Origin of the sequence: Cytobacillus gottheilii, assembly GCF_001636345.1 — a bacterium.
GTDB lineage: Bacteria > Bacillota > Bacilli > Bacillales > Cytobacillaceae > Cytobacillus > Cytobacillus gottheilii.
Genome location: NZ_KV440945.1, coordinates 2,499,094 through 2,511,781, shown reverse-complemented (window position 1 = coordinate 2,511,781; position 12,688 = coordinate 2,499,094). Strand labels below are relative to the sequence as shown.

The following is a 12,688-nucleotide window of genomic DNA, read 5'->3' as shown; positions in this document are numbered from 1 at the left end:
CAAAACGCTTAATTTTGTTTGGACAAATATACTCACTTTTGCAACATGCCATCATATGATAAAGCACGAACAATAAGAAAAGGGAGAAGGACATATGCCAGAGATTTCAGTGATTGTCCCGTTTTACAATTGTGCTTATATTCAATATGCGCTAGACTCACTTATCCATCAGACTGAACGTGACTTTGAAATCATTCTGATCGATGACGGTTCCACTGCCTATCAAGAACTGCTGGAGCCTTATGATAGACATATACGCTATATCAGAAAGGAGAATGGAGGAACAGCTACAGCATTAAACACAGGAATTCAGCATGCAACCGGAAAATATTTTACATGGCTGAGCTCAGATGATTTATACGCGCCAACAAAGCTTTCCAAACAAAAAGAATTCATGGAAAATAAGCAGGCTGATATTTGTTATACGTCAGCAGGTTTGATTGGTGAAACGCACACCATACAAAAGGATCTTTTTCAAAAACAATTTACAAATGAAAGGCAATTTCTAAAAGAATTAAGTCAGCGCTGCATCATTCATGGAAATGCAGTGATGATGGATATGGATGTCTTTTCAAAGATTGGCGTATTTAACGAGCAGTTCCGCTATACACATGACTATGAAATGTGGCTAAGAGCAGCACTTCAATATCCTTTTTATCAAGTGAACGAAGTCCTTGTTTACTACAGAATACATGAAAAGATGGGAACAAATCAGCATAAAGAAGAGATTATTCAAGAGTTAAAAAAGCTTCGTTGGGAGTATAAGGGGAAGTATCGGATGAAATTAAGAAGCATCTCAAAAGGATCAGATATACCAAAAGACCGTTCTGAACATTAATCAATCTTCAAAACGGTCATTTTTTCCTTACAGAATCATTTCAGATTGCACATAATGATACAGCAGTTTCGCTGTGTTTTCGATTGACTTTTCGTGTGTACGTTCAAAAGCATGTGAAGAATCAATTCCAGGACCTATAAGGCCGTGTACAATATCATGTCCTGATCGGATAGCTGCTGATGCATCTGATCCGTAAAAAGGATAGATATCTAGCTTATAACCAATGTTATGCTCCTGTGCAAGCTTAACCAGGTTTTTGCGAAGCTCGTAATGATATGGTCCGCTTGCATCTTTCACACAGATGGAGACCGTGTATTCATCAGTTGATTGGCCATCACCCATCGCACCCATATCCACAGCAAGGTATTCAGCTGTTTCTGGTGTAATGTTTGAGTTGCCTCCATATCCAATTTCTTCATTATTAGAGATGAGAAAATGAGTTGTGTATGGAAGTTCAATCTTTTCAGTTTGAATGTGTTTAATAAGCTGAAGCAAAATCGCCACACTTGCCTTATCATCAAGGTGTCTAGATTTAATATAGCCAGATGATGTCGTTTGCACGCGAGGATCAAACGAAACAAAATCCCCAACTTCAATTCCTAAAGCACGGACTTGATCAGCATTATGTACTTCCTCGTCAATTCGGACTTCCATATTATCCTGATTTCTTTCTGCTTTTCCCGCATCTTTATATACATGCACAGACGTTTGGTGCATAAGGATTGTTCCGGTATATTTTTTGCCTGAAGAAGTCTCTATTTCGCAATATTCACCTTCAATGGAGTTGTAGCGAAACCCGCCGATCAGATCTAGCTTTAAACGGCCGCTTGGCTTAATTTCCTTTACAATTGCACCAAGAGTATCAACATGCGCTGTCAGCATGCGATGGTTTTGATCATCTCTGCCAGGAAGCGTTGCAATTAAACCGCCTTTGCGATTTCTTTTGGTTTCAACCTTCAGCTCTTGTAAAAATTTTCCAACAAAGCCTATAACCTCATTTGTATTACCTGATGGACTTGGGATGGATACTAAGTCTACTAAAGTAGAAAGGGTATCTTTTACATTTGGATATGTCATAACAAATCTCCTCTCAAAAACATTATACACTTCATTATAAAGGAGAAAGGTGAAACTTGAAATGGTTAGGGACTCTAAGTATTTTAATTAATAAAAAAACAGTCATTATTACCCGTTAATTCATTAAACAGCAAATAGAACACAAAAAAAGAGCCAGTTCCCCAGCTCTTCTGTCTATAACTATTTGTTGATTAATGCTTTTACAGCAAGATATAGTAATGCGATGGAGAATACAATAATCGCAATTCCGCCTACGATTCCAAAAAATTGCGCAATCCCTGCCGTGATGACTGCTGAAGTTGGAAGATTGGTTAATGCAAAGCCAGCTAGAATTGCTGCCAAATACAAAAGGGCCAATTGATACATATGATCGCCTCCTTCCCCTATACCATATATATGTTAAGAAGATAGAAGACGATTGGACACGAGCCCGCATATGTGTGATGACCTCAAATTTAACAATTATCTTTTTACATCCTGCCACTTTTGAAGCAGATGTTCAAATCTTGGATAAAAGAATTGAACAACAAACCCTAATGTTAAGGTAACAACAATGGTACCGACCCCGATGGCACCTTTAAATAAAATCGCTAAAAGCAGCGCAAAGCTTTCACTTAAAATACGTGAATTGCGAAGATTAAAACCAAACCTTGATTGAATGGCTACCATTATAGTATCCATTGGACTTGCTGGGAACTTCGCCTGTAAGTATATGGATACACCAATTCCTGTCACGATGATTCCTGCAACAAGCACAAACCATTTTAAAAGAGTGGTTGCTGGAAGCAGATGTTCAAAGGCAATCAAAAGCCAAAAATCAATCATCATTCCGATTACTAAAATGGATAAGGCTGCAAGAATCTCAGGTTTTTTCTTCATTAAAAAGGCATTCAAAAAAATCAAGACTATTCCATTTATAAATACACAAGTACCTACAGTGATCTTAAAAAGATTCGACTGGCCGACAGCTAGAGCGTCCCATGGAGAAGCACCAAACTGAGATTTAATGATGAGTGAAACGCCCATTGTTAATAGTACTAGACCGATTACATAAAAAATAAAGCGAACTTTCATTTATGCTTAATCCCCTTGTCAGTGTTTTGTAGTGTAAGCGTTTATATTACCATCATTTCTGCTCGACTGCGATTTTTTTAAATAGTATAGGATATCTGACAAATCAAGATGACATCAGCTATAAGCCTCAATATGCAGCTGTGCTGCATGACCGATAGAATAATCTCTTATCACTACTTCTCTTAGCAGCTGAACTTCAGTAAATTCTTCGTTCCTAAGATCTATTAAGCTTTGAATTAATAAGTCTTTTCCATTTGCCTGTACAGCAAAATGATCCCCAAAATGAGCCATTTTAGCTTCTTCCCAGTTCTCAACTTTAACAGCACCAAAAAACCCTTTATTTCCTGCTGCAATCACTTTTTTTTCACAAAGCAATGCCTCTAAAGCTGTACGGCCAGTACCGATTATACAATCGCTCATGCCATAGTATGCCCGTAAGTTGGTCTGACTTCCAATTGTTCTAATAAAAGTTTCTTTTCTATTGAGATTATACTGCCTTGCCGCATCATTTAATTGATGAATTTTTTTTCCTTCACCAGCAATGACTAACTGCAGATCTGGCATTGTTGTATTTTTTAATTGATTGACAGCTTGAATAAGCTGCAGGCAAATATCAGCCTTAATCCACTCCAGGCGACTTGCATAAAAAATGACAAAATGATCCAGCGGGATTTCATGTACAGACTTAAATGATTCTGAATAATCCGGGAAGAATTCAGTTTCATCAATTCCATTGAGGATTAAGAGCAATTTTTCTGGATATTGACTTATTAGCTGTGAGTAAACATACGGACTAACTGCAATTAGTTTCTCCGAATAGCCTGCAATATGTTTCAATTCATGATCGTGAGAATACAAACCATGCACAGTATAAAGAAATCGGATATTAAGTGCAGCTGATATCCGAGCCGCAATCATACCTGAATAGACTTGGTGAGCATGTACCATCGTAATCCCTTCTGCTTGAATAATATCTTTAAGTTTCTGTTCTGTTTTGTGTTTCTGTCCAGCAGTCGGAGTAAAGGTAGCAGGAAAGTCTATTGGATAAAATGGAATGGCATATTGTTGCAGTGCAGACAGTTTTGATCCTTCCCGGCCAGCGATAATGATGTGATAACCTCTTGCCTGTAAAGCTTTCGAGAGACTTATTACATGAGTAATCGTTCCATTTGCGCCAAGATGGTCGACTACCATTAATATTTTTTCCATTATATATCACCTCTTACAACAGTATTATTCATAAACAGGGATAAAGTAGACTTGTTAATTTATCTTGTAGTGAATATGTGTAAAAAAGGCGAATTACACAGGAGACTCGTCCATTCTTTTTTTACAATCCTTCATACACTGATATAGACAAAAGAAGAAGGGAGTGCATTATATAATGCGAATTGATTTAGAAGATATCACTGCAATTCCTAGCCGTTTTGGTTTGGGATTTGTGACAGAGTTATTAAATTCTATGTTAGGAGTGAATCCTGGCAAAAAACACCATCATGATCATAAGAAGCCAGGGCACTGTGAAAATGGGGGAGGTCGACCAGGACCAGTATTCCCGCCAGCACCTATTTTGCCGCCTACACCTCGTCCAGGAATTGATGATGAGTTAGAAGAATTATTAGGCAGACAAGTTCAAGTCAATACAAATGGTGGTCAAGTTGGTGGAATTTTAGCCGTTGTACGCCGTGATTATCTTGTTTTAAACAATGGTACAGATTTTCTATTAGTGCCAACTGATAATATGCAAGGTGTCGTAACAATCGATTAAGGAGGGGTAAGAATGTTTAGCGCAAGTTTCATTGAACAGTTATCACGTTATGTGGGCAGAGAAGTTGAAATTGTTACTGGAGAATATGGTTACTACGAAGGAATTCTAGTTGAGATTGTTTCAGACGATTTTGTTAGAGTATCTGAAGTAGTACCTGGCTACGAGACTGCTGCTGCAACTCGCCAATCTATTATACCGGTAGATGCAATTGCTTATATCCGCGTTTCTTCATTACCAGTATAATGAATGGAAAAAAATAATTTATGTAAGAGATCCTTTAAATACCTCGCTTCTTAGAAGTGGGGTATTTATTTTGATTGAACTTCCCGGTAGTAATCTTATAAGCTTGTATAAAAAAAGCAGAATCTGGTTTATATCAATGACAGGTAAAAAAAGAATTTACAAAATAATCTTCGAAGATTCTCTTTTACGATTCATTATGATATATTATGTTCATATTTCTTTCGAACAGGGAAGTATCTGTATAAGAAACGTTATTCCATTTAAGCTTGCCGGTCCGGCAAGTTTCTTTATTGCTTATTTGTTGTTTGAATTTGAGAAATGGGGGAATAGAACCAAGTGATTTAGGCATCTCCCTATTACTCAGTAGACTTGAGGAGAATCATATGAAAACATATCTTAAACAGGGAAGCATATTCTTTTTCTTTACAATCGCAGTCTTACTTTGGCTGAAGACTTATGCGGCATACTTAATTGAATTCCGGCTTGGTATTGAAAATGGATTGCAGCAATTTTTGCTCTTTTTAAATCCATTAAGTTCGAGTTTATTTTTCTTAGGAATAGCCCTGTTTTTTAAAGGGAAAATACAACAAGTACTTCTAGTTGTCATTCAATTGTTAATGTCCATCCTGCTGTATGCTAATGTAGTATATTATCGCTTTTTTGATGATTTTATTACCATACCGGTTATTATGCAGACTAAAACAAATGCCGGCCAGCTTGGAAATAGTGCGTTTTCGTTAATGGCCCCGTATGATATTTTCTATTTTGCAGATACGATTTTATTAATTTTGTTTTTAGTAAAAAAGTGGTACAAACCATCTCAGGTTTCCAACAGAAAACCTGCACTGATTATCATGTCAGCAGCCATTGCTCTTTTTATGCTTAACTTAGGTTTAGCGGAAAAGGATCGGCCTGATCTTTTAACAAGATCATTTGACCGCAATTATTTAGTAAAGTATTTAGGCACTTATAATTATTCCATTTATGATGTTGTGCAAAATGTAAAATCAGCTGGCCAGCGCGCTATGGCAGATACGAATGATATTACAGAAATTGAAAACTATATTAAGGCCAATAAAGCCGCACCTAATCCTGAATATTTCGGTGCTGCCGAAGGGAAAAATGTCATCTATATTTCAATGGAATCGCTGCAGACCTTCCTTATTGATTATGAATTAAATGGGGAGGAAGTGACTCCATTTCTAAATTCTCTTGCAGATTCCGGGGAAGCGTTTTATTTTAATTATGTTTATAACCAGACTGGTCAAGGGAAAACCTCTGATGCTGAGTTTATAATGGATAATGCTCTTTACCCAATGGCTCAGGGAGCTGTTTATGTAAATAAAGCTCAAAATACGTTTCAATCGTCACCAGCAATATTGAAAGCAAACGGATATACGTCAGCGGTATTTCACGGGAATTATAAAACGTTCTGGAACCGTAATGAAATGTATAAAAGTATGGGCATTGATCGCTTTTATGATGCTGAATATTATAGTATGAATGAAGAAGATACCAAAAATTACGGACTGAAAGATAAACCATTCTTTAAAGAGTCAATGGCAATGCTAGAAGAACTCCCACAGCCGTTTTATACAAGATTTATTACCTTATCCAATCATTTTCCATTTGAAATGGATGAAGGGGACACTGATTTTCCCGCTGCAGAGACGGATGATAAGATTGTCAATCAGTACTTCCAATCTGCACATTATATGGATGCCGCATTAGAACAATTCTTTCAAGACTTAAAATCATCCGGATTATATGATGATACAGTTGTAGTATTATATGGCGATCATTACGGGATTTCTGAAAACCATAATGAGGCGATGGCTGAAATCATTGGAAAAGAAGTGACTCCGTTTGAGTATGCCCAGCTGCAGAGAGTACCGGTTTTCATCCATGTTCCTGGTGTGGAAGGTGGTGTGATTCAATCGTATGGCGGACAGCTCGATATTCGTTCAACCGTTCTTCACCTTTTAGGAATCAGCACAAAGGAATACTTAGACTTTGGTTCTGATTTATTATCGGAGGAGCATAATGAAATCATTCCATTGCGGAACGGAGATTTTGTCTCTCCAGACGTCACGATGATTGGTGAAAAAATGTATGATAGCCAAACAGGTGAGCTTGTCGAAGACCCAGATGTTTATGCCCATTTGGCTGCAAAAGCGCGCAAAGAGCTTGAAATGTCGGACCAGCTGCTGTATAAAGATCTACTGCGCTTTTATAAACCTGCAGGCTTTGAAGCCATCAATAGGGAAGACTATCAGTATGTAAAAGATGAGGATTAGAAAAGTTAAAAACAGGGTATCAACCGAAGAAGGAATAGATTGTCCGAATGGATCAAGGAGGAAGCAAAGATGAGTGAATGCAATGTTGATCATAGTGTTGAGGATGTAAAAGGGAAACTTCATCAGCAAAAACAGCATCTTCCAGAAGGCATGACGGAAAGACTTCTGCAATTTATGGAACAAGATCATACACAGGAAATTTTAAATGAAATCTTTCACCTTTTGAAAAAATATGATTTGGCTGATGAAAAGGAAAAAACAGCTAGAAACAAACGATTCCAAATTTTATTGGCTAATTTGTAACCACAGCAAAGCTGTGGTTTTTTTTATAATAATCCAAAGAAATCAGTTACATATAAGCTAACACATAACATGATAATAAGAAGAATTTGGCTGATTGTACTGATATATTGCCTTGGATGATGTGCATGCTTCTTCTCCATAACTGCTCTTGCTGTCTCGGTGGTTAATACTAATAAGAATAAGATGGTCCATGGTTCTATGTACCAAAGGCGATCATCAAAGCCTCTCATACTATTAATGATAAAACCTAAAATCATGCCCGCAATACCCAATCCGCGAATGGACCAGTCAATTTTTCTATGTGTTTCATTAACATAGGCAGCGCTTCTAAATAAGTTTCGCTTTTCGAGTTTGAACCATTTCCTCATAATTATTTCTATTAAAATCATGAATATCAAAAAGGCTGCCACAAGTAGTACTGTCTTTAACAGGAAAATGCCATCTAATCCGTACATGTAAGATCTCCTTTTTAAATGGTTTTTACAGTTATAGTACATTTTTACCTTATTATACCACCATTGGAATATGGCGTGTTAAATAAAAGGTAAATATTCATCACACAATGATAAGTTCCGATTAAAAATATATGAAGATGTTTCTTTTTGTGATAAGATGATTTAGGTGTGATACAGCAACAAAGAAAACGTTTTCAGAAAAACTGAGATTTATTCGTTTGCCAAGCTATTTATTACGATAAGTAAACATCTATATTTCATTCATTGCTATGCAGAATAACTGTTGAACATAAAACTTCAAAGGAAAATATATTATGATAAGCGTTTACAAAATGGTGCGGTACAGTTGAGGAGGGTTTTACATGAAATACAGATCAGCGTTTGATATAATCGGTCCGGTCATGATCGGTCCTTCCAGTTCTCATACAGCCGGAGCAGCAAGAATTGGCCGAGTGGCGCGGACTTTATTTGCTAGGCAGCCTAAAAAAGCAGAAATCCTTCTTTACGGCTCTTTTGCAAAAACCTATAAGGGGCATGGTACTGATGTGGCGATTGTTGGCGGAATTTTAGATTTTGATACATTTGATGAACGGATCCCCACGTCGCTTCAACTAGCAGAGGAAGCAGGGATGGAGGTCACTTTTTCCGTTGAAGAAGCTGTCCCAGAACATCCAAACACGGTACGGATTAAATTGTCTGATGATGAAAAGGATTTAGAGCTAGTTGGGATTTCAATTGGCGGAGGTACCATTGAAATTACGGAGCTGAATAGCTTCCAGCTTAAGCTATCTGGTGAACATCCAGCGATCTTAGTTGTGCACAACGACCAGTTTGGCGTTATTTCATCGGTTACTCATATTTTAGCTCAACACGAAATTAATATTGGGCATATGGAAGTTTCCCGTAAAGAAAAAGGCAAAATGGCTTTAATGGTTATAGAAGTCGATCAAAAAATCGCTCAGGATTTAATAGAGGATATCGAAAAGCTTCATCATGTGACACAGGTTATTCGAATGGTTGAATAGATGCAACATGCGGTCATAAAGGAGGAATTACATCATGTTATTTAAAAACGTAGCCGAGCTGGTTGAACTTGCTGAAAAAGAAGGGGTTAAAACAGCTGAAATAATGATCCGTCAGGAGATTGAAGTAACAGGTCTTTCAAGAGAGGACATTATCGCTAAAATGGATCGAAATTTAACGGTAATGGAGCAAGCGGTCGAGAGAGGGCTAAATGGTGTCACGTCAGTTTCCGGTTTAACAGGCGGAGACGCTGTGCTGCTGCAAAAATATATTAAATCAGGAAAAGCATTATCAGGGCATACGCTTTTAGACGCGGTCAGCAAAGCGGTTGCAACGAACGAAGTAAATGCGGCAATGGGCACAATCTGCGCTACACCGACTGCAGGCTCAGCAGGCGTTGTTCCAGGTACTCTTTTTGCTGTGAAAGAAGTGTTGAACCCTACACGAATGGAAATGATTGAGTACTTATTTACTTCCGCTGCCTTCGGTTTTGTTGTAGCTAATAATGCTTCGATTTCCGGTGCTGCTGGAGGATGTCAGGCTGAAGTTGGCTCAGCAAGCGGAATGGCTGCAGCCTCAATCGTTGAAATGGCTGGCGGCTCTCCAAAGCAAGCAGCCGAAGCAATGGCGATCACGTTAAAAAATATGCTCGGACTTGTATGTGATCCTGTTGCAGGCTTAGTTGAAGTTCCATGTGTTAAACGGAATGCAATGGGTGCATCCAATGCCATGACTGCTGCTGATATGGCATTAGCAGGCATTACTAGCCGTATCCCTTGTGATGAAGTGATTGGTGCCATGTTCCTCATTGGCCAATCCATGCCATCCGCTCTGAGAGAAACGGCAGAAGGCGGGCTGGCTGCAACGCCGACTGGCAAACGGCTGGAAGCTGAGATATTTGGAAAAAAACAATAAACCTTTAAAGTTCTCCTAATGAATGGAGAACTTTTTTTATTAAAACTATTTGAAAAAGATGTTAATAATGGTATGTTATTCAAAACAAAAAATGATTTGAGGGGAAATAATTGTATGATTACTTATCCAATGTTTCATAATCAGGCACAAATTGCGGTTACAGCACCCTCCTCAGGTGTACCTAAACCAATGCATCATTTGCTTCACAAATCAATCCAAAAGATGCAGGAAAAGGGTTATTATGTTCAAACGGGTGAAACTGTCTGGACACAAGAAAATGCCAAATCAGCTTCTGCAAAAAAACGGGCAGAAGAACTTAATCAGATGCTGAGCGATCCATCCATTCAGCTTATCTTTCCACCTTGGGGCGGGGAGCTTTTATTAGAAGTGATTGAACTTATTGATTATGAAAAGATCTCTCCTAAATGGATTCTTGGTTATTCTGATATAAGTTTGCTTTTGTTTGTCGTTACGGTAAAAACGGGGATCGCAACAGCACATGGCACCAATTTAATTGATTTAAGAGGGACTTCTACAGATGAAGTAACAGGTAAATGGGAAGAAGTACTTTTAACGAAAAAAGGAGAGCGGATTGATCAATTCTCCTCCCTTCATTATCAGAAAAGCTGGATGCATGATAATCCAAGTCCAGTAGTCTTTCATTTAACAGAAAAAACAGAATGGAAAACTGTTGACGATGAAAAAGAGTTTACATTGAAAGGAAGAATGCTAGGAGGCTGTATTGACGTAATTAGACATGTCATCGGCACTCCATATGGAGATATTAGACATTTCCAAAATCACTATTTACAAGATGAGAGTATTCTTTGGTACTTTGAAAACTGTGAAATGAATACCGTTGATTTAAGAAGAACATTTATCCAAATGAAGCTCGCAGGCTGGTTCAAAAATGCTTCAGGGATTGTTTTTGGTCGAAGCAGTGCGAATGAGACTGTAGACGGCTATACAATTGCAGACTTTTATAAGGACTTAAAAGAAGATGTTCAACTCCCAATCATCTATGATATAGATTGCGGACATGTTCCGCCACAGATGACTTTTGTTAACGGAGCAAGTGCAGAAATTACTTTGCAAAATGGAGAAGGGGAGTTATCTCAAGCTTTATTATAAACTTTTTATAGCTTTTCATATTCTTAACAGGGTTTCTTATGTTCAACGTAAATCCTTACATTTTTTTCTCATTATTATCATTTGTATCTGTTTTAAAGCAATAGTAGAAAAGCACACACCATACGATAAATAATAGGCCAACAATGCTTACGATAAAGTAGATCGTATTAATAATATGCTCATAAATCCAGCTCCACATTTAAGACACTCCGCTCATTGAAAAAGATAATGCTATTATCTCCAATGAGCGGAAAACTATCCTGTTTACTTCCAGTTTCCTGCATTGTTGACTAACTGTATAAATTGAGCTATCTCTAACTGATCTTGTTGTTGTTTACCGCGCACCCGGACTGTCAAATTGCCGCTGCTCTGTTCCTGAGCGCCTATAATCAGCATATATGGCACTTTTTCCAATGAGGCTTTGCGGATCTTCAAGCCCATTTTTTCTGAGCGGTTATCAAATTCTGCCCTTATGCCATTTTTCTTTAGAAGGTCATATATATATTTGGCATAAGGGAGATGAGCATCTGCAACATTTAATACTTTTACCTGTACAGGTGCAAGCCAAGCCGGAAAAGCACCATCATAATGCTCCACTAAAATACCGAGAAACCGTTCAAGTGAACCGTATATGGCGCGGTGAATGATAATCGGCCGATGCATTTTTTGATCATGGCCAATATACTGGCAATCAAACACTTCACCCATTTGAAAATCCAGCTGGACTGTTCCACATTGCCAGCTTCTGCCGCGGTTATCTAAAATATGAAAATCAATTTTCGGACCATAAAAGGCACCGTCGCCTTCATTATGAGCAAATGGAACACCATTTTGATGCAGAACATTTTTTAGAGCAGTCTCCGCATCATTCCAGCTTTCAAGTGAACCCATGTACTCATCTGGCCGTGTAGAAAGCTCAATTTTATAATCAAAGCCAAATCTCTTATAAAAGATTTCAATCATTATTAACACTTTGCGAATTTCATCTTCAATTTGATCCTCTCTTACAAATAAATGGGCATCATCTTGTGTAAATGAACGGACCCGCAGCAAGCCGTTTAAGCTCCCGGATCGCTCATGGCGATGAACAAGTCCGAGTTCGGCAAAGCGGATCGGCAGTTCTTTATAGCTGCGAAGTTTATGATTGAAGATTTTTATTGCTCCAGGGCAGTTCATTGGCTTTAACGCATAGCGTTGGTCATCTACTTCAGCGAAATACATATTTTCGTGATAGTGCTGCCAATGCCCGGAACGTTCCCATATTTGCTGCTTCATCAAAAGTGGTGTTTTAATTTCCTCATAGCCTCGAATTTCATGTTCTTCTCGCCAAAACCTTTCTAACTCATTGCGAATGGCCATTCCTTTTGGCAAATAGAATGGCATTCCAGGAGCTTCTTCATCGGTCATAAATAATTCAAGCATACTTCCTAATTTTTGATGATTTTCTTTTTCCATTTTGCTAGCCTCCATCTTTTATAATATAAAAAAGACCATACTCTCCTCTGCACAAGGGACGAGTATGGTCGTGGTTCCACCCAATTTTCACAGCAGAAAAGCTGTGCTT

15 protein-coding genes are annotated in these 12,688 nt (G+C 38.1%); 8 read left to right on the top strand and 7 right to left on the bottom strand.

All coding sequences use genetic code 11. From position 1 onward, the window contains the following. Positions 1–94: 94 nt before the first annotated feature. A complete protein-coding gene (locus A6754_RS12115; RefSeq protein ID WP_066445759.1) occupies positions 95–838 on the top strand; it encodes a glycosyltransferase family 2 protein in 744 nt (247 codons plus the stop codon). Between the two features lie 27 nt (positions 839–865). Here the strand turns inward: A6754_RS12115 and A6754_RS12110 are convergent, their stop codons facing one another. The 4 genes from A6754_RS12110 to A6754_RS12095 form a co-directional block, all read right to left on the bottom strand. Next, the gene (locus tag A6754_RS12110; protein ID WP_066445756.1) at positions 866–1,915 is read right to left on the bottom strand and encodes a M42 family metallopeptidase; all 1,050 of its coding nucleotides are present in this window, start codon (positions 1,913–1,915) and stop codon (positions 866–868) included. A 180-nt stretch (positions 1,916–2,095) separates the two neighbouring features. Beyond that, positions 2,096–2,281: a hypothetical protein gene (locus A6754_RS12105; RefSeq protein ID WP_066445754.1), complete on the bottom strand. Its 186-nt coding sequence runs from the start codon at positions 2,279–2,281 to the stop codon at positions 2,096–2,098. Positions 2,282–2,377: 96 nt separating this feature from the next. Next, positions 2,378–2,989, bottom strand: coding sequence for a YczE/YyaS/YitT family protein (locus tag A6754_RS12100; RefSeq protein WP_066445752.1), 612 nt, complete (start codon positions 2,987–2,989; stop codon positions 2,378–2,380). A gap of 114 nt (positions 2,990–3,103) precedes the next feature. Next, entirely contained in the window at positions 3,104–4,198 is a 1,095-nt protein-coding gene (locus A6754_RS12095) for a glycosyltransferase (protein ID WP_066445745.1), read from the bottom strand. A 175-nt stretch (positions 4,199–4,373) separates the two neighbouring features. Between A6754_RS12095 and A6754_RS12090 the strand changes: the two genes are divergently transcribed. The 4 genes from A6754_RS12090 to A6754_RS12070 all read left to right on the top strand — a co-directional run bounded on the left by A6754_RS12090 (position 4,374) and on the right by A6754_RS12070 (position 7,600). Continuing rightward, positions 4,374–4,757, top strand: a complete 384-nt coding sequence (locus A6754_RS12090) for a DUF2642 domain-containing protein (protein WP_066445743.1) — start codon at positions 4,374–4,376, stop codon at positions 4,755–4,757. Between the two features lie 12 nt (positions 4,758–4,769). Further along, positions 4,770–5,000 (top strand): hypothetical protein, encoded by a 231-nt coding sequence (locus A6754_RS12085; protein WP_066445741.1) that lies wholly within the window; start codon positions 4,770–4,772, stop codon positions 4,998–5,000. A gap of 383 nt (positions 5,001–5,383) precedes the next feature. Further along, positions 5,384–7,297, top strand: coding sequence for a lipoteichoic acid synthase (gene ltaS, locus A6754_RS12075; protein WP_066445735.1), 1,914 nt, complete (start codon positions 5,384–5,386; stop codon positions 7,295–7,297). 69 nt (positions 7,298–7,366) lie between these two features. Continuing rightward, complete coding sequence (locus A6754_RS12070) at positions 7,367–7,600, top strand: group-specific protein (protein ID WP_066445726.1); 234 nt, start codon at positions 7,367–7,369, stop codon at positions 7,598–7,600. 23 nt (positions 7,601–7,623) lie between these two features. Here A6754_RS12070 and A6754_RS12065 read toward each other — a convergent pair whose 3' ends face one another. After that, a complete protein-coding gene (locus A6754_RS12065; protein WP_066445724.1) occupies positions 7,624–8,055 on the bottom strand; it encodes a DUF4181 domain-containing protein in 432 nt (143 codons plus the stop codon). A 362-nt stretch (positions 8,056–8,417) separates the two neighbouring features. Here A6754_RS12065 and sdaAB point away from each other — a divergent pair, with 362 nt between their 5' ends. The 3 genes from sdaAB to A6754_RS12050 all read left to right on the top strand — a co-directional run bounded on the left by sdaAB (position 8,418) and on the right by A6754_RS12050 (position 11,124). After that, positions 8,418–9,080 carry an L-serine ammonia-lyase, iron-sulfur-dependent subunit beta gene (sdaAB, locus tag A6754_RS12060; protein WP_066445721.1) on the top strand — a complete coding sequence of 221 codons (663 nt, stop codon included), beginning with the start codon at positions 8,418–8,420 and terminating at the stop codon, positions 9,078–9,080. A 34-nt stretch (positions 9,081–9,114) separates the two neighbouring features. Further along, positions 9,115–9,993 (top strand): L-serine ammonia-lyase, iron-sulfur-dependent, subunit alpha, encoded by an 879-nt coding sequence (gene sdaAA, locus A6754_RS12055; RefSeq protein ID WP_066445719.1) that lies wholly within the window; start codon positions 9,115–9,117, stop codon positions 9,991–9,993. Between the two features lie 114 nt (positions 9,994–10,107). Next, on the top strand, positions 10,108–11,124 hold the full coding sequence (locus A6754_RS12050) for a S66 family peptidase (protein WP_066445717.1): 1,017 nt from the start codon (positions 10,108–10,110) through the stop codon (positions 11,122–11,124). 55 nt (positions 11,125–11,179) lie between these two features. Here the strand turns inward: A6754_RS12050 and A6754_RS22985 are convergent, their stop codons facing one another. Then, positions 11,180–11,323 (bottom strand): hypothetical protein, encoded by a 144-nt coding sequence (locus A6754_RS22985; protein ID WP_180320217.1) that lies wholly within the window; start codon positions 11,321–11,323, stop codon positions 11,180–11,182. A gap of 65 nt (positions 11,324–11,388) precedes the next feature. Next, positions 11,389–12,579: a threonine--tRNA ligase gene (thrS, locus tag A6754_RS12045; RefSeq protein ID WP_066445712.1), complete on the bottom strand. Its 1,191-nt coding sequence runs from the start codon at positions 12,577–12,579 to the stop codon at positions 11,389–11,391. Between the last annotated feature and the right edge of the window lie 109 nt (positions 12,580–12,688).

Coding starts and splice junctions, on each gene's coding strand:
- A6754_RS12090 (WP_066445743.1), top strand. CDS start 4,374: ATGCGAATTGATTTAGAAGATATCACTGCAATTCCTAGCCGTTTTGGT.
- A6754_RS12100 (WP_066445752.1), bottom strand. CDS start 2,989: ATGAAAGTTCGCTTTATTTTTTATGTAATCGGTCTAGTACTATTAACA.
- ltaS (WP_066445735.1), top strand. CDS start 5,384: ATGAAAACATATCTTAAACAGGGAAGCATATTCTTTTTCTTTACAATC.
- A6754_RS12050 (WP_066445717.1), top strand. CDS start 10,108: ATGATTACTTATCCAATGTTTCATAATCAGGCACAAATTGCGGTTACA.
- A6754_RS12065 (WP_066445724.1), bottom strand. CDS start 8,055: ATGTACGGATTAGATGGCATTTTCCTGTTAAAGACAGTACTACTTGTG.
- A6754_RS12070 (WP_066445726.1), top strand. CDS start 7,367: ATGAGTGAATGCAATGTTGATCATAGTGTTGAGGATGTAAAAGGGAAA.
- A6754_RS12110 (WP_066445756.1), bottom strand. CDS start 1,915: ATGACATATCCAAATGTAAAAGATACCCTTTCTACTTTAGTAGACTTA.
- A6754_RS22985 (WP_180320217.1), bottom strand. CDS start 11,323: ATGTGGAGCTGGATTTATGAGCATATTATTAATACGATCTACTTTATC.
- thrS (WP_066445712.1), bottom strand. CDS start 12,579: ATGGAAAAAGAAAATCATCAAAAATTAGGAAGTATGCTTGAATTATTT.
- A6754_RS12085 (WP_066445741.1), top strand. CDS start 4,770: ATGTTTAGCGCAAGTTTCATTGAACAGTTATCACGTTATGTGGGCAGA.
- A6754_RS12095 (WP_066445745.1), bottom strand. CDS start 4,198: ATGGAAAAAATATTAATGGTAGTCGACCATCTTGGCGCAAATGGAACG.
- sdaAA (WP_066445719.1), top strand. CDS start 9,115: ATGTTATTTAAAAACGTAGCCGAGCTGGTTGAACTTGCTGAAAAAGAA.
- sdaAB (WP_066445721.1), top strand. CDS start 8,418: ATGAAATACAGATCAGCGTTTGATATAATCGGTCCGGTCATGATCGGT.
- A6754_RS12115 (WP_066445759.1), top strand. CDS start 95: ATGCCAGAGATTTCAGTGATTGTCCCGTTTTACAATTGTGCTTATATT.
- A6754_RS12105 (WP_066445754.1), bottom strand. CDS start 2,281: ATGTATCAATTGGCCCTTTTGTATTTGGCAGCAATTCTAGCTGGCTTT.